The organism is Serratia sp. (in: enterobacteria), from assembly GCF_051654945.1.
Classification (GTDB): domain Bacteria; phylum Pseudomonadota; class Gammaproteobacteria; order Enterobacterales; family Enterobacteriaceae; genus Chania.
This window is the reverse complement of the sequence record NZ_JBOFZA010000081.1, coordinates 562,997-585,539: the sequence shown is the minus strand read 5'-3', so window position 1 is coordinate 585,539 and position 22,543 is coordinate 562,997. Positions and strand designations below refer to the sequence as shown.

17 protein-coding genes are annotated in these 22,543 nt (G+C 48.0%); 3 read left to right on the top strand and 14 right to left on the bottom strand.

Annotation, left to right across the window (positions count from 1 at the left end; translation table 11 throughout):
• Positions 1-2: 2 nt before the first annotated feature.
• Complete coding sequence (locus tag ACRDCA_RS19145) at positions 3-200, bottom strand: YnbE family lipoprotein (protein ID WP_438690944.1); 198 nt, start codon at positions 198-200, stop codon at positions 3-5.
• Positions 197-2,809: a YdbH family protein gene (locus ACRDCA_RS19140; protein ID WP_438690943.1), complete on the bottom strand. Its 2,613-nt coding sequence runs from the start codon at positions 2,807-2,809 to the stop codon at positions 197-199. The genes ACRDCA_RS19145 and ACRDCA_RS19140 overlap by 4 nt, the downstream gene beginning before the upstream one ends.
• A 267-nt stretch (positions 2,810-3,076) precedes the next feature.
• Here ACRDCA_RS19140 and ACRDCA_RS19135 point away from each other — a divergent pair, with 267 nt between their 5' ends.
• Together ACRDCA_RS19135 and hslJ are read left to right on the top strand one after the other, a co-directional pair.
• On the top strand, positions 3,077-4,069 hold the full coding sequence (locus tag ACRDCA_RS19135; RefSeq protein ID WP_438690942.1) for a 2-hydroxyacid dehydrogenase: 993 nt from the start codon (positions 3,077-3,079) through the stop codon (positions 4,067-4,069).
• Between the two features lie 76 nt (positions 4,070-4,145).
• Positions 4,146-4,577, top strand: a complete 432-nt coding sequence (gene hslJ / locus ACRDCA_RS19130; RefSeq protein ID WP_438690941.1) for a heat shock protein HslJ — start codon at positions 4,146-4,148, stop codon at positions 4,575-4,577.
• 101 nt (positions 4,578-4,678) lie between these two features.
• Here the strand turns inward: hslJ and ACRDCA_RS19125 are convergent, their stop codons facing one another.
• Positions 4,679-4,933 carry a putative hemolysin gene (locus ACRDCA_RS19125; protein ID WP_438690940.1) on the bottom strand — a complete coding sequence of 85 codons (255 nt, stop codon included), beginning with the start codon at positions 4,931-4,933 and terminating at the stop codon, positions 4,679-4,681.
• A 252-nt stretch (positions 4,934-5,185) separates the two neighbouring features.
• On the bottom strand, positions 5,186-5,518 hold the full coding sequence (locus tag ACRDCA_RS19120; RefSeq protein WP_438690939.1) for an SMR family transporter: 333 nt from the start codon (positions 5,516-5,518) through the stop codon (positions 5,186-5,188).
• A 250-nt stretch (positions 5,519-5,768) separates the two neighbouring features.
• Between ACRDCA_RS19120 and nifJ the strand changes: the two genes are divergently transcribed.
• Entirely contained in the window at positions 5,769-9,302 is a 3,534-nt protein-coding gene (nifJ, locus tag ACRDCA_RS19115; RefSeq protein ID WP_438690938.1) for a pyruvate:ferredoxin (flavodoxin) oxidoreductase, read from the top strand.
• 125 nt (positions 9,303-9,427) lie between these two features.
• Here the strand turns inward: nifJ and ACRDCA_RS19110 are convergent, their stop codons facing one another.
• Genes ACRDCA_RS19110 through ACRDCA_RS19065 form a run of 10 tightly spaced genes read right to left on the bottom strand, consistent with a single transcriptional unit; the run spans position 9,428 to position 22,500 of the window.
• On the bottom strand, positions 9,428-11,746 hold the full coding sequence (locus tag ACRDCA_RS19110) for a hypothetical protein (RefSeq protein WP_438690937.1): 2,319 nt from the start codon (positions 11,744-11,746) through the stop codon (positions 9,428-9,430).
• A gap of 43 nt (positions 11,747-11,789) precedes the next feature.
• Positions 11,790-12,473, bottom strand: coding sequence for an ABC transporter ATP-binding protein (locus ACRDCA_RS19105; RefSeq protein WP_438690936.1), 684 nt, complete (start codon positions 12,471-12,473; stop codon positions 11,790-11,792).
• A 3-nt stretch (positions 12,474-12,476) separates the two neighbouring features.
• Positions 12,477-13,823, bottom strand: a complete 1,347-nt coding sequence (locus ACRDCA_RS19100; protein ID WP_438690935.1) for an efflux RND transporter periplasmic adaptor subunit — start codon at positions 13,821-13,823, stop codon at positions 12,477-12,479.
• 35 nt (positions 13,824-13,858) lie between these two features.
• Positions 13,859-14,848 (bottom strand): hypothetical protein, encoded by a 990-nt coding sequence (locus ACRDCA_RS19095; RefSeq protein WP_438690934.1) that lies wholly within the window; start codon positions 14,846-14,848, stop codon positions 13,859-13,861.
• A gap of 60 nt (positions 14,849-14,908) precedes the next feature.
• Positions 14,909-15,955 (bottom strand): hypothetical protein, encoded by a 1,047-nt coding sequence (locus ACRDCA_RS19090; RefSeq protein WP_438690933.1) that lies wholly within the window; start codon positions 15,953-15,955, stop codon positions 14,909-14,911.
• Positions 15,936-18,341: a nitroreductase family protein gene (locus ACRDCA_RS19085; RefSeq protein WP_438690932.1), complete on the bottom strand. Its 2,406-nt coding sequence runs from the start codon at positions 18,339-18,341 to the stop codon at positions 15,936-15,938. Before ACRDCA_RS19085 ends, ACRDCA_RS19090 begins: the two co-directional genes overlap by 20 nt.
• A gap of 38 nt (positions 18,342-18,379) precedes the next feature.
• A complete protein-coding gene (locus tag ACRDCA_RS19080) occupies positions 18,380-19,051 on the bottom strand; it encodes a hypothetical protein (protein WP_438690931.1) in 672 nt (223 codons plus the stop codon).
• Positions 19,052-19,109: 58 nt separating this feature from the next.
• On the bottom strand, positions 19,110-20,453 hold the full coding sequence (locus ACRDCA_RS19075; RefSeq protein WP_438690930.1) for a YcaO-like family protein: 1,344 nt from the start codon (positions 20,451-20,453) through the stop codon (positions 19,110-19,112).
• Complete coding sequence (locus ACRDCA_RS19070; protein WP_438690929.1) at positions 20,450-21,388, bottom strand: thiopeptide-type bacteriocin biosynthesis protein; 939 nt, start codon at positions 21,386-21,388, stop codon at positions 20,450-20,452. Before ACRDCA_RS19070 ends, ACRDCA_RS19075 begins: the two co-directional genes overlap by 4 nt.
• Entirely contained in the window at positions 21,385-22,500 is a 1,116-nt protein-coding gene (locus ACRDCA_RS19065; RefSeq protein ID WP_438690928.1) for an ABC transporter permease, read from the bottom strand. The genes ACRDCA_RS19070 and ACRDCA_RS19065 overlap by 4 nt, the downstream gene beginning before the upstream one ends.
• Positions 22,501-22,543: the final 43 nt, after the last annotated feature.

The window sequence follows — 22,543 nt, the reverse complement described above, 5'->3', positions numbered from 1 at the left end:
TCCTAGAATAGACCGCTTTGTTCTTTCAGCAGGTTCTCGACGTCCTTATCCACCTTGATGCGGATCTCATGTTCGATTTTGACGTTCATATTGATGGTGATGGGATCTTTTGGCGTTGCCACCTCAATGCGCGGTACGCAACCGCTCAGCAAGGATGCGCCCAACACGGCTGCCAGCAATGGCCTGGTCGCGTTCTTCATTGTTGTTCCTCGGGTTTAGAGAGCGCCTGCTCCAGCCACTCTTGTAAATTGTCGCCGAAACGCAGGCTGCGCCACAGCTGAAACACGTTTTCCTGATGGCTATAGTTAAGGATAACCTCACGCTTGGCATTTTTCTGCGGATTTACGCCATCGATATGCGCCTTTAACGTCAGTTCGCCCAGGTTATCGAGATCGACCCGCGCCTTGGAGCGGTTGATTTCCATATAGCGTAGCCAGTCGATAGCGGCACCGGTGGCCAGATTATTGCTGCCAATGGCATCGGCCATATCTTTATCCAGCCGTAACGTCATCGTGCCTGCATTGGCAATCCAGCCGTTTTGCACCAGCCATTTTGGGTGGTTCAGGTAGAGCGGTAACTCGCCGTTGATGCGGCCAGACATGGCGAACTGCTTCGGTTTGAGCGCGGTGAACAGCGCGCTGAGGTCGATTTGATCCAGTTTGAGCACCGCCGCATCATGCTGCGGCATCCGTAATGCCGAGAGGCTGATATGACCGTTCAGCATATCCACCCCGATGTTACTCAAGGTTAATGGATACGCCTCGCTGTAGGGATAGGTGCCTTGCAGGTCGGCGGTAATATTTTGCATCTCGAACAGCGTTTTGATGGATTTGATGCGCAGCATGATCGGGCGCTTGGCCCCAAGCTGCCACAGATGGTTCTTCAACCGATAGGGCAACACAAAGTCCAGCCCACTCATTTCCCCGTCTGGCAGCCACATGCCGCCGTTGCGCACGACCCAGTGCCCTCCAGCTTCAAACCCCTGCACCCGCGCAGCCGAAAATGCCGACTGGGCATAAAACTCACCATCGCGCAGTTTGATATTCAGAGCTGGTGCTATCAACGGCTGGAACACCGTTAACGACTGCTTAGGCCACCAGCCTTCACCACGCAGGCGTTCACCATCCCAGCGGCCACGTAGGGTGATTGGCCCAATCTGCTCCGCCTGCAATGCACCTTGCCATTGGAAACTGTCAGGCCCGGCTCCCTGCAATTGCAAATCCAGCACTGAAGCGGGCAAATAACTGCCTTCACCAAAGCTGGTTTTGTCCGCCTTCAGTTGCACACCGCCGGTAAGGCTTGGTGCTTTGATATCCCGCTGCCACCGAATGGGCTGGCTGAGCGTCAGACGCGGCGTCGCCACCGTGACCAGGCCGTATTTCATCCGATCAAAACCGGTGGATAGGCGATCGAGGGTGATAGTGGTGTCCTGCCAGCGGCCACTGCCTGCAACATCCCAGGCAGCCTGTAGCGGCGGTAATATGCCGTTACCCCAAGAGCGCCACTGCCACTGCCCGCGATCTGGCCAGAAGCTTTGTGCCTGGCCATCCAGATGCAGTTTGAAATGTCCCCAGTAGCTTTCACTGGCACTGATAATTGCCTGCAAACGCCCCGTGATCCCGTCAACGGTGACTTTTACCCCTGCCAGGGGCAGACGCGCTTCTTCCAGCTTCACATCCGGTGCAGGGTTGCCCCAGGCGCGCAGCAAAGACCCCGGCTGAAGCACCAGCGTTGGGTTAAGGATCGAGCCGCTGATAATGCCGGGGATTGATGCAGTGAGCGAAAGATTGGCCAGGTTGGCCTGCCCGGTAAGCCGGAATGCCAGATCGCTGTTGGTCAGGCTCAGGCTGCCCGGCCCCAACGTCAGCACCGCGTTACCTTTACCGTTGTGCCCTGCGGTGATCACGTTCAAACGTGCGGTAATCTGGGTTTCATCAAAACCCTGGCTCCAGTCATGTAATTCCACATTCAAACCACCGCTGAGCGGTTGTTCCAGGTACGGCCAGCGCCATTCCCCTTTTTCGATGCTGATCTGCTTCGGCGTCAGCGACCAGGGGAGCGTAGCCAATGGTTGTTCGCTGCCCTTTTCCGTGAGTGTCAACATGCCCTGCTGCTGTTGCCAGTGCAAATTCAGCAGCAAAGGTTTTTCCAGATAGGCGGTTTGCAGTTCGCCTTGCAGTTCACCCTGGCTCGGCATACTGTCCATGTCGAGCGGCACGGTGATTTTGCCCGTCAGTTGCACCGGCGTCGTGCTGTTTGGCGGCGTAATGCTGAGCTGGTTAAGCGTTAGCTGTTGATGTGCATCCAGCTCCGCTTCGGCGGTGATGTTTTTCCCTTGATAGTGCAACCGCTGGCCATCGGCCGTAGATGACAGTTGCAATTTGCCGGCATAGGCTTGCCAAGGGGTGATCGTAAGAAGATTGATGTTAAGATCAACGGGCGGCAGCATCGCTTGCAGTCGGTCTAACGCTAGCGGTGCGCTGTCCCCCGCGGCGGCAGGTAATTTTGACAGGCAAGCGGTATCCACATCGGCCCGTTCACTGCTCAGCCGCCAAGTACCCGTTTGGTAGGACAGCGTTAGGTCGCTGACGTTGGCAATCGCGCAGCCTTGGGCGCTGAATTTCAGCCCAGCAAGATGCAATGCCCCTTGCTGCCAGCGCAAAGACCCTTGTAAAACCAGTTGGCTCCCCTGCGGCAACCAAGGCGCGATCGTACGCGGTAACCAGCGAGGCAGAGTTTGCCACAGCACGATGATCAACAGCATGATGCTCGCCACGACCGCTAACAATACTTTTAATTTCTTTGTCATTACGCGCAGGTTTAGTTCCTGATAAACATCGATTAGCTGGGTGCAATGATGACACGGATCCCCTGACAGGTGAAGGTGATCCCTTCTCATCATTAATATAATAGGTTTCTCAATCTTGATATTTATCCGGTGAATACGGGAAATGGCTAATTCACTGATTATCAGCACAAAATTCTGAACACGCCGCGGCACAACTGCGAGCTAAACCATTGTCGTATTTGGTAAAATATGTTAATTTGATCACATAATCACGCGGGAGAAACCACGATGAAAATGGCGATTTACAGCACCAAACAGTACGACCGTAAGTATCTTGAATTGGTAAATCAGCAGTTTGGTTATGAGCTGGAGTTTTTCGATTTTCTGCTAAGCAAGAAAACCGCCAAAACCGCTATCGGTTGCAAGGCCGTGTGCATCTTCGTCAATGACGACGGCAGCCGGGAAGTGCTGGAAGAGCTGGCCGCGCTCGGGGTCGAGATCCTCGCCCTGCGTTGTGCCGGCTTTAATAACGTCGATCTGGATGCGGCAAAAGAGCTGGGTATCAAAGTGGTACGCGTTCCGGCCTATTCACCAGAGGCCGTCGCCGAACACGCCGTGGGCATGATGATGTGCCTTAACCGCCGCATTCATCGTGCCTATCAACGCACCCGCGATGCCAACTTTTCGCTGGAAGGGCTGATCGGTTTCAATATGCATAACCGCACCGCCGGGGTGATCGGTACTGGCAAGATCGGCGTCGCCACCATGCGCATCCTGAAAGGCTTTGGCATGAAGCTGTTGGCCTATGACCCGTACCCAAGCGCGCAGGCGTTAGAGTTGGGTGCCGAATATGTCGATCTTAAGACATTGTATGCCCAGTCAGATGTGATCACCCTGCACTGTCCGTTAACACCGGAAAACCATCATCTGCTGAATGCGGACGCGTTCTCGATGATGAAAGACGGCGTGATGGTGATTAACACCAGCCGCGGGGCCTTGATCGACTCTTCCGCCGCCATCGATGCGCTTAAACAGCAGAAGATTGGCGCGCTGGGGATGGATGTGTATGAAAACGAACGCGACCTGTTCTTTGAAGACAAATCCAACGACGTGATCCAGGATGACGTTTTCCGCCGTCTGTCTGCCTGCCATAACGTGCTGTTTACCGGCCACCAGGCGTTCCTGACGGAAGAGGCGCTGACCAGTATTTCGCAAACCACATTGAAAAATATTGAACAGCTGTCGCGGGGCGAAGCCTGCCCTAATCAGCTTAATGCCTGATATTTTTGGGGCGCGCTTGGCGCCCCTGCTCCCACCATTTCGCAAGGGCGTGCCCCTTAAGCTTCTGGAAACAACAATGAAAAAACTGATCCATCTGGTCATGGCAAGCGCACTGCTGGCTGGCTGTCATACAGCAAAAACCGAGCAACCCACCGTGGTAGCAAGCGACCTGCTGCATCATAACTTTGTGTTGCAGAGCGTGGATGGTGTGGCGGTTGAGGCGAAACAAGGCAGCGGCCCGAGCATTGAGTTCGGTGAGAAAATGAATATTTCCGGATCGATGTGTAACCGTTTCTTCGGCCAGGGCCAGTTAGAGAACGGCGTGCTGACGGTGAAAAACCTCGCCACGACCCGCATGATGTGTACGGATCCGCAGCGTAATCAATGGGATCAAACCATCGGCACGCTGCTGGCAAATGGCGCAACAGTCTCGCTCAATGGCCAACAGCTGACCCTGAGCGGCAGCGATCATCAACTGGTCTATACCCTGAAAGACTGGGTTAACTAGCCCCCCACCCCAACCCTCTCCTTTAGTGAGAGGGGGTTGGTACGGTGCAATAGGCAGGTACCGGTGTCAATTTTCAGCACGTTTGCCCGTGACGGATGGGCTCAACGAGAACAGGCTCCCCGGCCCAGCGCCGACTCTTCGCACTGTTTGCCATTCGGCATCTGACACATTCTGAGCGTATCGCCGTTGAGCGAATGAGCAATGGTAGTGACCCCACCCACGCTGGCACAACTTTCACTGGTAGGAATGGTGCCAATATTGGCACTGGTCGCGATCTGCTGTGGTTCTTGATTGTTGCTGCTACAGGCAGCCAAAGTGAGTATGGCGCCGGCAAGCAGCCATTTTGCTGTGATCATTATTCGTACCTCTGAACCGAAACGATGCTGTGTAATTTTGCCATTGCTGATAACCCGAGCCACTTGAACGATGGGCGCGTTTGATTATCTTTGATGTCCACCCGTTGAGCTTCAAGTTGCCCCCTGATAATCAGCAAGTGGCAACCGGAAACACAATCTAAGTAATCTAGCTTGTTAGCTTAATAATAGAAATATGATTAGCGATAAAATTGTCGTTTTTTTGACCTGGACGCATTTTAGCGCCACCGCCGATCAGTGCCCTGCCGATTTTGACAGCAGATTAATCACCAACACCCCGGCAATAATCAATCCCATGCCAACCACCGCCGGCAAATCCAGCTTCTGCTGGTAAAAGAATACCGCAGCAATAGACACCAGCACGATCCCCATGCCCGACCAGATGGCATACACAATCCCCAGCGGCATGGTTTTCACCACCATCGACAACCCCCAAAATGCGATCACGTAGCCCAAGACCACAAACACCGAGGGCCACAAACGGGTAAACCCTTCTGAGGCTTTTAACAAGGTCGTCGCGATCACTTCGGCGACAATCGCCATGGTTAAATAGATAAATGCGGTCATTTCTCAGTTCTTCTTGCTATGTCATGTTGAATAAATATAAGGCGCGGAGATTAAATTACGTTGAAACCGCGACGACGTTGTAACGTTGTGCGGCGAATGATAAATATTTTTTAACCAAATATCACCTTACATCCCGATTTTGTGCGCCACACAAACGCGATAAAGCGTCAATAAACCCCTCTGTTAGACTTTACCGATGATTATAAAAGGCTGACTTTTGCAGCTTTGTGAGCAAAGAAAGGTACTGCAGATGATTACTACAGATGGTAATAACGCTGTCGCTTCCGTGGCTTACCGCACCAGTGAAGTGATTGCCATTTACCCGATCACCCCAAGTTCGACCATGGCGGAACAAACCGCTGCCTGGTCTGGTGACGGCAGGAAGAACATTTGGGGCGACGTACCCAACGTTGTGGAGATGCAATCCGAAGGCGGTGCCATTGCTACCGTGCACGGCGCGTTGCAAACCGGTGCGCTTTCCACCTCCTTCACCTCCTCCCAGGGATTGCTGTTGATGATCCCTTCGCTGTATAAGCTGGCCGGGGAGTTGACGCCGTTTGTGCTCCACGTTGCCGCTCGTACCGTCGCGACCCATGCGCTGTCCATCTTTGGCGATCACTCCGATGTAATGGCCGTACGCCAGACCGGTTGCGCCATGCTGTGCGCCAGTAACGTGCAAGAGGCGCAGGACTTTGCGCTGATCGCTCAGACGGCCACGTTGAACAGCCGCCTGCCGTTCATTCACTTCTTTGATGGTTTCCGCACCTCGCACGAAATCAACAAGATCGCCCCGCTGAGCGACGAGACGCTGCATCAGATGATGCCGCAGGACGCCATCGACGCCCACCGCAGCCGGGCCCTGACGCCAGATCATCCGGTAATACGCGGCACCTCGGCCAACCCGGATACTTATTTCCAATCGCGCGAAGCGACCAATCCGTGGTACGACAATACCTACCAGCACGTACAGCAGGCGATGGACAAGTTTGCCCAACTCACCGGTCGTAGCTATCAGCCGTTTGAGTATTACGGCCATCCGCAGGCCGAGCGCGTGGTGATCCTGATGGGATCCGCCATCGGCACCTGTGAAGAAGCAATCGACCACCTGCTGACGCACGGCGAAAAAGTGGGCGTGCTGAAAGTTCGGCTTTATCGTCCTTTCTCCGCCAAACACCTGCTCGCCGTACTGCCGGACAGCGTGCAAAAAATTGCGGTGCTCGATCGCACCAAAGAACCTGGCGCTCTGGCCGAGCCTTTATACCTGGATGTGATGGCCGCGCTGGCAGAAGCCTTTAGCCGTGGTGAGCGTGACCACATGCCGATGGTGATTGGCGGGCGCTATGGACTATCTTCCAAAGAGTTTGGCCCAGACTGCGCGCTGGCCATCTTCCGTGAGCTGATGCTGGATAAGCCCCGCCCGCGCTTTACCGTGGGCATTTTCGACGATATTACCGGCCTTTCGCTACCGCTGCGCGAAGAAACCTTGCCGCAACGAGCCTCACTAGAAGCGCTGTTCTATGGTTTGGGCAGCGATGGTTCGGTGTCTGCGACCAAGAACAACATTAAAATCATCGGTAACAGCACACCGATGTTTGCCCAAGGTTATTTTGTCTACGACTCTAAAAAAGCCGGTGGCCTGACGGTGTCCCACCTGCGGGTTAGCGACAAACCGATCAATTCGGCCTATCTGATCGACCGAGCCGACTTTGTGGCTTGCCATCAGTGGCAGTTTATCGACAAGTATCAAATGGTCGAGCGCCTCAAACCCGGCGGTATTTTCCTGCTCAATACCCCTTATAGCGCCGATGAAGTCTGGTCACGCCTGCCACAGGAAGTTCAGGCAATCCTGCATCAACGCCAGGCGAAGTTTTACATCATCAACGCCGCCAAGCTGGCGCGCGAATGCCATCTGGGCGCTCGTATCAATACAGTGATGCAGATGGCCTTCTTCCATCTGTCACAGATCCTGCCTGGTGATGTGGCGTTGCAGGAGTTGCAGGGGGCGATTGCCCGTAGCTATAGCAACAAGGGCCAGGAAATTGTTGAACGTAACTGGCAGGCCTTGGGGGCTACGCTGAGTGAGCTGACGGCTATCCCGCTTCGCCCACTCGACAGCAACAGCCCGATACGTCCGCCGGTGGTTTCCGACGCCGCACCTTATTTTGTTAAAACCGTTACCGCCGTGATGCTGGCCGGGCTGGGCGATACCCTGCCGGTTTCTGCCTTCCCACCGGATGGCACCTGGCCGGTAGGCACCACGCAGTGGGAAAAACGCAATATCGCTGAAGAAGTGCCGATCTGGCGGCCGGATCTGTGTACCCAGTGTAACCACTGCGTCGCCGCCTGCCCGCATTCGGCTATTCGTGCCAAGGTCGTTCAGCCAGAGGCCATGGAGTTCGCCCCTGCTACGCTGCAATCGCTGGATGTAAAATCCCGTGATATGCGTGGCCAGAAATACGTATTGCAGGTCGCCCCTGAAGACTGTACCGGCTGTAATCTGTGCGTAGAGGTCTGCCCGGCAAAAGATCGTCAGAACCCGGAAATCAAGGCGATCAATATGGCTTCCCGCCTCGATCATCTGGCCGAGGAAAAAGCGCATTACGACTTCTTCCTGCAACTGCCGGAAATCGACGCTTCGCAGTTGGAACGTATCGATATCCGTACCTCGCAGTTGATCTCCCCGCTGTTTGAGTATTCTGGCGCCTGTTCCGGCTGTGGTGAAACACCGTATATCAAACTGCTGACCCAGCTGTATGGTGACCGCTTGCTGATTGCCAACGCCACCGGCTGTTCTTCGATCTATGGTGGTAACCTGCCAACGACGCCTTATACCACCAACGCCGATGGCCGTGGACCAGCCTGGGCAAACTCACTGTTTGAGGATAATGCCGAATTTGGCCTGGGCTTCCGCCTGACGGTAGACCAGCATCGCCGCCGCGTATTGCGCCTGCTCGACACGTTGGCACCGCAGTTACCTGCCCAACTGGTCGCCTCGTTGCAAGCAGACGAGATCGCCACCGGTCCACGCCGCCAGCAGATCGCCGAATTGCGCAGCCTGTTGGCCAACGTGCCTGGCAACGACGCTCGCCAGCTGGCAACCGATGCCGATTACCTGGTGGATAAATCCATCTGGCTGATTGGCGGTGATGGCTGGGCTTACGATATCGGCTTCGGCGGCCTGGATCATGTGCTGAGCCTGACAGAAAACGTCAACGTGCTGGTGCTGGATACGCAGTGCTACTCCAATACCGGCGGGCAGCAATCCAAGGCCACTCCGCTGGGGGCCGTGACCAAGTTTGGTGAGAACGGCAAGCGCAAGGCCCGTAAAGATCTCGGCGTCAGTATGATGATGTACGGCCATGTGTATGTCGCACAAATCTCGTTGGGTGCACAGCTTAACCAGACGGTGAAAGCGATTCAGGAGGCGGAAGCCTACCCTGGCCCTTCATTGATCATCGCCTACAGCCCTTGTGAGGAGCATGGTTACGATCTGGCACTGAGCCACGACCAGATGCGGCAGTTGACCGCGACCGGCTTCTGGCCGCTGTACCGCTTCGATCCACGCCGGGCCGAAGAAGGTAAAGCCGCATTGGCGCTGGATTCCCGTCCGCCAAACAGTGAACTGACCGCGACCTTGAACAAGGAGCAGCGTTTCCGCCGCCTCAACACGCAGCAGCCTGAGGTTGCCGCCGCGCTGTATCAGGCCGCAGAAAAAGAGCTTAAGGAGAAATATGATTTCCTTAGCCTGCTCGCAGGGAAATCTGAGAAGGTTGATTCAGAGTAACTCTGTTGAGGGCGCGGTTTCGCGCCCTTTTCTATAATCATGTGGATTTACGTCAATAACAGTTACTGGTAACGATTATTTGCCAAGTATCAATATTTTCGGCAACCCTAGTCGTTTCTCTGCGGCTACCACGACAGCTTAAGCTCAAAATGTAATTCGCTAACATAAGTGTCCCCTTCGGCCGTCTGCAATCTGTCCACCGATGCTGGCAACACTTCCTGCAGTTTCACAATATGGGCATCCTGCAATATTTTCGCGAGCAAAGTCAGTGCTAACGGATTGTTGATATCGATCCACTGAGGTTTTCGATGCCTATCGGCCAATGAGTTGACACTACGCCAATCCGTGGTAAACACCTTCTGAACAAAGCATTGTGCCGGTATACCCAAAGTGCAGAAGACTTTCTTGACCCGATAAAGGCACTCTGCATCCACCTGTTTTCCAGGTGGGCATGGTAAAAAAATCTCATCATAGAGTTTCTTGGCATCACACGTCCATGTCTCGCGATAGAGTACGCAATCATCTATCGATTCACGAGGGCGATGAACCAAAGCATCTTGATTCTGGCTCCAATCAAGACCTTTGTTCGGCCTCTTTATCGCCAGTGGCGAAGTTAAGTAAGGAAGCCAATAGTGCGCTCCCCAATTCGGCAGAGGCACAATCCCGCCAATATTGATCAACTGCACCCTTTGGTTAAACTTATCTACAACCTCCAGCCGATCGCCATGCGGAGATACGCGTACAAATAAATCACCAGGTGAAACTGTGGTAGCTGCCAGTTCCTGCGAATTCGAAACAAACCCTTGTAAATACTCATCGACGATACCATGATGATCCTGTAAGGAATTACATTCGCTGCCAATCGATAAACCAATCACCCGATGGTCATTCTCACCCTTGAGCCATTGTACGATAGACTGGCGCATATACTGTTCGTGCAAAGAGTTACCTGCCGTATATCGTGATATTTGCCATATGGGGAATTCGTACACTCCATTGAGGATTAACTTTTCCCGTTCATCCTCTGTAAATACTTGCGCTTTAACATTAACAAATAACTCACCGACTCCTGCGGTAATGCGTTTTTCATTGCACTGCTTTAATATATCTTCATCATTCAGAGATAACGACAGAAGTGATTGGTTCTCATTTATTGCATTAACAAATTGCTCAAGGGTCACTTGATTACTATTGACTTGGTACTGTTCACGGTAAAATCTCAGCAAGATATAGTGCTCAATCGATGCCACAACATTTTTTTTGAGTGCGGAAGCAATGACATGCTGAAGATGTTTGATTCTATCTGAAGAATAACCTAATTGACAATCTAGCCAAAGGACCTGCTGTTTTTCTGAAATATGCAGAGCGAGTGGATGAGAGGACTGCCCTTGGCCCTCAGCATAAACCTCTGGCACGCTGGACTCAACAACCAGCAGTCCCTTTTCCAGAAACATTGTGAATAACTTTTTTGCTATAGTTTGCGATATTCCGCTGCTCTGCATTTTTTGTAGCAATTCAGTCATCGTAAAAACACTAGTTTTAAACGTTTGAAAAATTGATAGCAGCGGTTCCTTAAGAAGGAAGGCATGAGCAGAATGTTCGAACCACAGATTATCTCTCAAGATGACTAATTTCTGCTTGTCGGATTCGACCATTCCGTCCATGCCAATCACTGCATTGATTCTTAACAGTACATCCCCCTGGTTTAGCGTTTGTCGCCGATACTCTTCACGCTGAATCGCTTGCCACTCTTTGGATGTTTTACATGACTCATGCCACTGATTAATCTTAAATACACAGTTCCGATATAGAGGCAACTTTAACTCAATGTATGACAATCCCATATAACGTTGATAAGGACTGGTTTTTAAGCTTATCCGGGTAATATATTTGAAAATAGTCAGCGCGACTTTAAGCTTGTTAGTCTGTTTTTTAAGACGATTTAACATCATCCGTTCACTTTCCATCAGCCAATTAAATCGCTTATTGTCCAGTAATCTGTAGTAGTTATTAATCATAGCATTAAAATCATGATGAAAGAGCCATTCGGTTTTTTCCACCGAACAGGTAATACGCTTGGTCAATGTCAGGAAATCTTGGATCTTGGCGTGTTGAAGCACAAGGTTATCACTCTTTTCACATAACTCTACAAACCTGGATTTCTTATTCTTCCGAATTGCCTGCAATAAAGGAAGAAGATCCTTTCTCTGTTCCTTTTTACACCCAATTAATATCTCATTGATACAAGCGTTGCAATGAAGAGCCAACATCTCCCACTCAGCCTCCAGGGTTAAACGCTGCTCTATTATAGCTGTCGTATCTGACATGACTGGTTGATCGATGATATTGGTCGGCAAGGAGGCTAATCTAAGCAGAATAAAGTCTGCAAAGTGGTAGGTAAATTGCGATTGCTCATCGCTATTTTCTTGTACAGAATGCGTCATTAGATTCCTCTCATTTTGTAATGACAACGGGTATACTCCGAATTCAAGATGCCGCTAAATTATTCTTTTCTACCCGTTTACCGTTATGGAGGAATAGAGTTGCATCGCCTAATTCACCGTATCGGAGATCGTGAGTTACCAGCACTACCGTAGTTCCTGCACGATTACAGTTCAAAAGAGCATCCATCACCAATTGGCCGCTGTCTGCATCCAGATTGCCGGAAGGTTCATCAGCCAATATCAACCCAGGATCTATCACCAGAGCACGAGCTATCGCTACTCGTTGCTGTTGTCCCCCAGATAGATGCGCCGGATAGTGTTTAGCACGATGCGACAAACCAACGCTATCTAAAATACTCAGCGCCTTATCCCTAGCTTGCGTCTGTTTGACTTTTTGATAAAGAAGAGGAAGCGCTACATTATCCAAAACTGTTAATTCATCAATAAGATTAAGGTCCTGAAAAATAAATCCAATATTGCTACGACGAAACTCGAAGCGCCTTTTTTGGCTTAGCGCATACATATCAATACCAGAGTAGCAAATTTTACCTTGGTCTGGTTTATCCAGCAGCCCTATCATTTTCAGCAAGGAAGACTTGCCGCACCCTGAAGCACCTACTATAGTAAGAAAACTCCCCATCTCTACGGTAAGAGATAATTGGTCAATTGCCGTTGTTTCCACAAAATCCGTTTTAAAACTCTTGGTTACATCAATAATCTCGATCAAGGCTTACTCTCCGATATTAAGTTCATTCGCATCCGCCAGTTCCCGGTAGGAAGAGGTAATAACCATTTCTCCTGGTTTAATACCTTCAATAACCTCTATCTGCTCAGCGCTTCTTTCTCCAATAGTAATATTTCTACGAACCGCTTTTTTCATATCTGGTGTAACTACAAATACCCATCGCCCGCCCGTCTTTCCTATAAACTCACCGTTCGGAAGCAATACCGTATCTTGCGATGAAGAACCCGTACTGATTCTGATATCGATACTTTGACTAGAGATAAACTCTTGAGGCGGTTCCACATCAAACTTAAATTCCAATTTAACTTTTCCAGCTTCTACTTCTGGTAAAATCTTGGTTAATGATAAATAATACAAAATACCCTCTTTAGTTTTAAAATCGGCTTTAGTGCCAACGGATAATCGTGATAAGTAAAATTCATCCAGCAACACGATAATTTTTGGCTGGCCCATAAAATACACCCGACCCAACGCGGCGCCGCGTGCTTTAAATTGCCCTAATTTGACATCTAAACTTGCGAGCGTGCCATCAATCTCTGCTTTAATTAGTAGATCATCCAAACTCTTCTTGGCAATATCGAGATTACTACGCATATCATCAACAATTTTACGCGCAGTATTTATCTGAGCCATCCTTTCGGCCAATTCTAAATCTCGCCATTTCTGACGAAGTATCAACAAACCCTGCTTGTAGTCTCGCTCACGCCTTAGTTGATCGACAAGAGCGGTATTAACAAATTTTTTCTTTAAAAGTGGAGTTTGTAATTTCAGTTGTTCAGCAACCTCAGAAAATTCATAAGAAATACGCGTAATCTCCAGATCATATTCTAGCTTCGTTTTGTTATAGACAATCTCTAGGGTACTTAAATTATTGATCTGCTCTGCCACGTCCGTCTCTAACTTAAGTACCGATAACAAAATGTCGGTATTGGTCAATTGTACAATAGAGTCGCCTCGTTGTACCGACTCGCCCGGTTGTACAAATACCTTCTCTACCCTACCAGCATCTTTGTTCTCAATGAAATATTCTTCGGCAGGCTGGATCTGTGCAACCGTCGCCACTGCGGGTTGAAAGGCACCTCTCTTTACAGTCATTATATTCAGCGATGTTCGTGACACAGGGATCACATAGGTCTCATTACTGGCAATCACTTTAAGGAAAAACCAACTTGCTACCACTATGCCGATAATAAAAATAGCCAGCCAAAGCCAAGTTCTGGTCGGCCTTCTTTCGAGCGCTTTATCCATCAATTCGGGTGGTGGCAACCGCTGTTTTTTTGATACATCGACAATGCTCGCCCTTAACTTGGCATTCCCTACCATTTCATTCATGATGTGTACCATACTTTACCAAGACAACATGCCGGTTATTCTTCATGAGCAGCCACAAAGACCAATTCCGTATCCATACCCGGCAAACTGAACATTTTGCCTGGTGCGACTCTTACTTTAGACGATTGATTGACAACACTATTAGTTTCAACCCCTAAATCAATACGAAAAATTCCTTCACCATACTGGCTTAATCGCTTACTAATGCTATCAGAGAGTTTGGCGTAGCTTGGCGATACCACCTTGAGTTGAGTATCCCCGATTTGAAAGGCTATTAATCCATTCTCATCCTGATCCTTACTTATCAACCCTAGCCAAAAAAAGCGCTTTTCTAAGTTTTCGATTGATTTTACGGCAAACCAAACGGTATTGATCGAAGTCACGCCATTTTTTTGATCCTGCCATGGCCGATCATCAAACTCAGGGCGTTCCTGCCTGACTTTGGCTATCTCGTCTTCAAAACGCTTTATAAAATATATGCCGTTGAAGGCGTACCATGGTGAGTTGATAAACTGCAACTCAAACATCTTTCTTTGTTTTGGATCCCCGCCAACATGTACCGGAACGATAGGAAAAGGCGATAATGCAGAGAGCTGTAAAGAAGCGGCCAACTGATCCATATCGTTAACTTGAATTCCTACCATAAGCGCTTTCACATCGTCAATAGGGAATTGTGTATACGAAGGACTCCAACTGATAATTTCTATTGCTTGTCCCCCCTTGAGCAATACAGAATAAATCTCTTCCCCGCTGGGAAGAGCCCCTAACGACCATACCTTAAATCCCAGCTCCTCACGGAATCTTGTGGCCAGTTGACCCGGATTTTTCGCAATCAACCGCACTGCAGCAATTTTCTGATGATTACCTTGCGATAATGAAGGCGCATTACTTCCTTCGACCTGTAATAAGTCGAGTCTTTGTTTTTCTTTCGAGATAATAGGATTTCCTGCCGTCACAACCGTTGCCCATAAACCTAAAAAAATCATTAAAAAAAACGTCACCCCACACTTTATTATACCTTTCATATTTGCATCCTTATATGATAATCAAGAAAATCAAAGAGGTACCTATATACACTAAAGGTTTCAGGTAAGCATGAATGGAAGTGCCACCTGAAATACCACTGAGATAACTAGCGTAATAAAAATCAGAACATAACAGAAAATAACGATCCGATAGTGCCCTACCACTGCGGCATCTTGCCTGTCATGGTTTATTTTCATCATTGCCTTTCGTCGCAATTCCGGATCGCGTGCAATCGCTTGTAGCATCAAAGCCAGGTCGCTCTCTTTACAAGGGTTTATATTTGACATCAGCATAATCATTCCAAAGATGATAATAAGATGTACGCCACCAGGTAGAACCGGAAGAAAAAGTTCAGCCCCTAACAATAACGCCAGTATAAATACATCAAACAGAGGTCCAGCTAGTGCGATCTGAGCATGCTTCCATCGATCAATAACCCAGGCTCGTCTCGTATCGACAAACGGCAAGGGCAACATTCCCCCGAATCGCTTAACACCCCACGCAGATATGCTTACACCGTGGGTTCCAGCAAAAAATATATGAGCCAACTCGTGCACAGCCAGCCATGAAAAGACTCCGATAATCAATACAATAATGTCGGCTATATCAGGTGCGCTGGCTAATTTCACCTCACTAATATTGATGTTGAACATCAACAGTCCCCATACCAAGAGAAACAGGGTAATACAGCTTGATAGCATCCCTAAATAGAGGCCGCGCCCGGACTGGCTTTGGACATTGCGCATAGCTGTTCTTACGAAAACCTGATTAATGCTGGAAAGCAACCAGCCATTTCCTTCATGAGTCTGTTGTTCCTCTGATAGAAAAAGATTGCGACGAGTTAATTCTGCCAGCAATCTATTAATCATGTTCCTGGCATCGCACTTATCAGTGTACTGTCTTTTCAAATCCTCTTCTATTGCATCGAATGACAGGCCGAGATAGATACCACGAACAATATTAGCCGGAGGACCGCTGATCTTTAACATCTGTTCCCCTAAATGGGGAATAATAAATACTAAATCCCCCTTCTGCATGACTACTGTTCCAACGCAAAACAACGGTAAATGCTGTTGTGCCGCAGCATTACTTTTCCGGATATCCAAAACAAATGGCCCCTAAAGGTTGATATTCATTGTCAGAATCAGGTAAAAGAGCGGCGAAATTTTCTGCGATCACCCCCCCGGCGATACAGGATTTATACCCTTTATGCTCTAAAACCAATCCACAGTGATGAAGCGCTGCGCCAGCACATTGATAAGCCACTTTCAAACCTGCGGCCCCCAGTTCGCTGGCAAGTGCTTTGATGTTGGTGCCAACGATCAATGCAGCAGGTGCACGGAGAAATAACTCTTGATTGAAAATGCGTTCGGAACCCAAGGGAGAATGTATCAATTGTGCAGTACTGACATCGTAGCGGCATAGCTGCTTACGCTGATTGTCGATAGTCCAATAAAACAGATGGTTCACAGCAATTTTTACATAATGTTGGCTCGCAGCTCGCAGCGCCTCGACCAGTAGACTAGCTAGTAATGACTCAGGGAGTGTGCATTCCGCAAACTGGCGAAAACTTCTGCGTGATTTAATCAGCGAAATAAAGTCATTGAGAACTGGAGTTGAGGCAAGTTCCGTAGTTTGAACAGGGGCTTCGGGCAGAGAGCATTTCGCTCTTTCCAACAGGCAGCGAGTGACATGAAAGCTGTTGAACTCCTCGACCTTCCATACGTTATCTGCAAACAATATTCCGCTGTTGTGGTTTAATCGCTGTTTATTCGCTCTCCGTTGCAGGGTGCCAGCACAGCTATTGTTGCGATCTGTGATTTGTAACAGTATGGCCGTAGAGTAACGCCCTTCCCCCCATGGCAAGGGAAGTTCATCCTCTAATTTGGCCAGATCGATCTCAGGTACAGTGGTGATATCTACGCAACAATAATCAGACGCCCAACGCATTGCACTGGAAGCGACACCCACATCCAAGTTGATAATTTTAAACGCCCCTGAGTAGTACTTTTTATAGACCCGCTGAAAAAGCGATACCTGTAGAAAGTGCGCATAGACATGTTGCATTTGGCCAAACTCATGGGGCAAATCGGCCAGCCTTTCTAAGCAATGGTGTTCTGGCCGGTAGCGATAGACACCTGGTATAAACGCATATGTTGAAGATGTGCACGCCTTATCGTTAAGGAAGACAATGAGTTCCGTTGACCCCAGTCCTCCTCCTGTAGGAGTTAAGCGCTTGTCATTATCTTTACCAAAACCACTGTAGCAAAGTATCGATAAACGATGCTCAGGCATCAAGGGGACTGACTGACTTTGCTCTATGCTGGGCAGCTTAACTATCGGCACACCATAAAATTGTTCCCGTGGGCTATTCGTCAACTTAATATTCTGTGCAAAATAATGTTTACGATGTACCCGTGGCGACGTGTACTTCGCGGGTAACATTTCACCGGCACTGAATGCTGCCCCGGTCAGCAGTATTTCACATGCCCGATCTTCGTCATCAGTCTGTTGCCAATCTCTTGGGCCGAAGTAAGACGATACGGCATAAAATTGCTGTTCAACACCAGCACCACCTGCATCAAAAGTTATCATGCTGACAGCTTCATAAATAGTTACGTCACCGATACCTGTAACAATATTAAACAATGCAGATGCAGCATATACTGCTCTCAGATCTCCACTTGCAGGGTCGGTTAGATAAGCTGGTCGACAACGGTTGATATACCAGGGCAACCAATCAATAAATTTTTCGGCACGTCGATGATGAGTTATGGGGCCGAAGAGTAGATGCTGATTAATAAAACCAACAAACAGCACATCTCGTTCTAGAGTAGTGCATTCACTTAAATTATTTATACAGGTTAACGTGTGATAAGCACTTTTTAGTTCAGCTTCATTTTCATAGAGCACTATTAATAATGTTGCCTCTTTCGCATCCACCAGTTGGATACCCGCCTCAGTTAAGTATGATGCAAAATGGGGTAACCAGGTGTCACTGCCCAAAAGGGTGACACGGGTGGCAGAGAGCTGTTGCCACATAAATTGACGATTAGGGTATAGCCCGCTGGCTGCACACATTCTGCCAAGAAATGCCCGTGTATTGACGGAGATATTACCGGGCATTTCCTGTAGCTGCTCGTTACCCTCTTCCAACAGACCCAAGTCATGTAAACTACAAATTAACTCAGCAATGCTGTCATAACTGAATTCATACGGTTTCAGGCGCGAAACCGCCTCTGCCTCAATCTGGTTAATTTCGCGTGTGCCATTCATCAACCCCAGAAGATAGCGAAAACTGGCAATATCCAAACTACTTTTGATCGCATGCCGCTCCACAGAACCGAGTACCAGAAACGTATCCTGGCCAAATGGAATAACGTAGTATTCGACCGGAAAAATCGGCTTAACCGGTACAAAACGCCTAAGTTCCGCATCTTCTCTATAGCGTTTTAAAATATCGGAAGATTTGTTGGTCGTAACGATACTCATGATTATCCCCTCACCAAAAGATCCATTGTTTTAGATAACTACGCTGTGGGTTGCGCCTTGTCAGGTTGAGAGCATAAGCTCTGTAATCGCCGATAATATCTCTCTGCATCCACCTCATTATTCCGACACTGACAACCATGTAATGGAAGAATATCGCTCGTATTGATAGAATGAGTCACTGCTGAAACATAAAACGCTTGGTTTATATAGGGATCAGGTTTTGCGATAACTTTTAAAAGATGCTCGACCGCCATGCTTGGGAACAAAGGTGGATAACCTGATACGCCTTTTGAAGGATCCGCAGCCAGATGTCGCTCTATCGTTTTCTCCCACGATGCCAGGTTGCTATCCATCAGATGTGTCATCCTTCGGTGTCGGAAACACTCATAACATCCAGGACTGTCCAGCCTAAAGTTTGGGCCAAGAAAGAGCGAATTTTCCAGCAATAAAACAAAATGCAACCAAACAGAACACTTTCGTAATCGCTGATACAATGTGGTATTCAGCTCAAACAATTCTGTTTGGCTCGATACAATGACATGCTCAAAATCACTCAATGACTGCGGTATCTCCAAAAGACCATCATTAACGGATACTATAGAGTATTGCCAGTTGAGCCTCTCACTGTTCATAATACGCTCTGCGAATTTATCAACCACTGCAGCAGCAAAATCTCCATTGTGTAATAGTAGTATGTTCTTTTTTTTCATTTACCCCATTCTCCTTCCCATAACTTACGCGATACCTTTATTATCCTGTCGCCAAAACCTAAGCAAAAGGCTGCGGATATGGATTTAAATCCGTCACTTTGGGTCGACCAAAGCCGGCTTTTTCGGGATAGTCATACAGCCGATCATGCCCCTTAAAACGAGTCGCTGGAGTAAAATCCAAGGGCATCAAATCCGAACAAATAGCCCGGAACACAGTTAAACCCGCATCCTTGAGATCGTCGGTGGTCAATTCAACCAGAACCAACTCGAAATTTAACGCACGAAAACGCTCCACTAACCACAATAACCGCTCTTGCGGTGAGTTGATTGGTGGCGCTTTCATCTGGCTAATCGGGATAGAGTTACCTGATGACAATAGAAAATTGAACGCCTCGTGCTGGCTGGCTTGCCCCATGTAGTGGGCTCCATCTTCCAGTGAATAAAATTGATCCGGTTGTTCGGGGACTTTACGTTCAAACTCTAGACTGGTTCGGCCATTGATTGCTTCCCTAATCACTTTGTTGCAAGCGTCCCAAGGATTGAATTCAACACTGCAGGCCACGAAATTTGACGCTTTTGGATGCCCTTCCATGATCTGTAGCGAATAAACAATGGGAATGCCAAAATCTGTCGTAGCATCAAAAAAACACTGCTGTAATGGCATACGCTCAAGCGTCCTAAACTCAGCTGCAGTACTTGCTGGCGGCACAGTATCAAATTCAATACGCGAAAGAGGTAGTTTGGCGAGCCACGTTAACGCAATAGCATCTCGCTCAATTAATTCACATATTGCGTTCACCGCAGCCTGATAGGGATCTGTATGTGCGGCCACCCCTGTCGTGATGGGTAGCCAAAACATCTCGTCAATGGCTTGATCATAAACGATATGGCTCATCACTAACGGTACCCAAAGGGGTCGCTTTGCAATTGCAGAATATCCACGTATCCAGCGGATTGGTTTGTTTGGATCAAATGGACGTAGTAAAGCATGTGGATTAGCATACTCCTGCGCGCTACATTTTGGAAAACGACGATAGTCTATTGCCTCGTTGCCGAGTTCCTGTGCGGTGGCGATACAGACCTCATCGGGAACAAAGACAGAAGTGGCATACCGTTCTGCGGCTTCGGCTACTGCGCGCACACAACCGGTATAAGGATCATTGCCGCTACCAGCACCACCAACAACGTCGGTACCAATATTGCTTCCATCGTTTCGCCGTATCCATGGATAGCTCAAGCTTAGATCGCCTAAATTAGCGAACATTCCATGATAAGACGGCACACCGAGCTCGCGGGTTTCAATTTGGGAAAATCGCCCTACAATCCCCCCCAGTGGATCAATAATTTTTGCAAAAGAGCAATGGCGGCGGAATTGGTAAGAATCAAATATCCAGTAACTCATATGCGGCGTCCATAAAAATAAGCTGTCACCCGAGCAATGTATGCCTCTTCAATCACAGAAAACCCCAAGCGATTAAATAATAAATGTGACATATTGAAAATCAGGTTATCGCGTAAATTACGACTTTTCCCAATGTCTTTTTTTGTCGAGCTAAGTACGGCGCGTAACGAACCGCGCCACTGCTCAAGCAGTGCGCATTCCTGAGGCAAAAGATGAGACAGCGCAGTGGGATCAAACTGTTCTGATTCAACGCGTTGAATATTGCGATCAAAATCAGGCAAATACTCAGCACCGTTTAACATAGAATAGAGCCAGAAATCTGTGTAATCCTTAAGAAAATCGGCTGCTTCACGATGTATACTAATGGCCTTAACCACTTCTAGCATTAAAGGGCAGGCAATCCATTTTCTCGATCGCTCTTGATATAATTCAGCATAAATAATCTCTTGGGCAATTTTACTGGACAAATCGAAATGGCTTTCAATCAAAGATAACATATCGCCATGGCCATATTTATCAAATTCAGGCTCATACATTGCTTCCACTAAACGTGGAGCGGGTAGTCCAGAGTGAATAATGCTTTTATCATGATCACCTAACATTGACGTATAGGTACTTTCTGGAATCAGTGGAAACTCATAGATGGCATTCTGTAAGATATTTGCAAGTTGTTTTGCAGTCTGCTCTCTCACAGCAATGCTATCGGTTAAAAAACGGACTCGAAGCTCTAACCCGTCATTTTCCAGAATGCGCACAAAAAAACACTTCTTAAATCTGACATTTTTTGAAATCAAAGGTAATACATTACAAATGACGTGGTCACAAACATAATAATACCTGCCAAATAGCACTCTGAAATATACCCAACAAGGATCCGCTTCATCACGTTCCCTGTGGTTAAACTCCGTATTGTCCATACGTGAAAATTTATTCATAGTTCACCATGAAGATCATATTTAAAGGTTTTAATTGAAAAAGTAACCAAACATAAAGTCCAGGCAAGCAAAACGGAAATATTCATAAACAAAGAAAAGCTGCCTTCAACTCCTGTCACTGCAGTCTTCAAACCATCAACTAGATATCCTATAGGTAACGCATATGAAATTACGCCTGCCCACCCCTCATAGTTACTGGTAATGAAAATACCTCCAAACCCGAGCATTAAAAAATTCAAAATAAGGATAAAGAAGGTTCCAACCTGGGCATTACGCATAAAGCCACCAATCGCGAATCCCATAGAAACAAAACATAAAGTGCCACACATCAACAACATGACAAACCAAAAAACACTGCCATCAATAGTAAGCCCAAGAAAGTAATGACCGATGAGAAACATCACCAACATCTGAAGAGCGGCCATGATTAAACGTACAATCAGTAATGAGGAAATCAAAGTTACTGAGGAAATAGGCATAATCATAAAGTGGCGTAATACGGAATTAGCCCGCTGCTGTAATAAGGGTGCTGAAGTACCAAAAAGACCGATTTGTAGCAGTGCCATGGCAAAAAACGCAGGCAATAACTGATAAACAACCGGCTTATCTGGCTGCAAAAGTTGCCATTGGTACTCAAATGCAGGTTTGCTATCTAAATAAATAGTTTCCGCTGCCTGGAACGCTGTTTTGAGATACCCATCCAAGGCTCGCCAACCTAATACCTGTACCACCAACTTACCATGATCGTCAGTAGTAAAATGGATAACAGCGGCGTCACTCGCAGCAAGTACGTTTTGCCGCATCGCCGTCTGGTCCGAGGTTACGTTATTACGAACAGTAACGACGTTGTATAGGCTGAATACCGGAACGTCTCTTAATGCCTTGATGACTTCTTGCGCTTGCGAATTCTCAATTTGTCCAGATATTTTAATTCGCATTTTTTGTGGCGTTGATTGTGAATTACCCGTTGCAGAGAAAATAACAATGAATATTAGTGGAAAAATAAAGGTAAAGAAAGCCGAGGTAAAATCCCTAACGTATTCGAGTATGTTATTTTTAACCATAACAACTAACACTGACAATTGATGATTGCGAAATAACAGTTGTAACATATGAGTCAACCACCTATTCATATTAATAGACGTTAATTTTAAA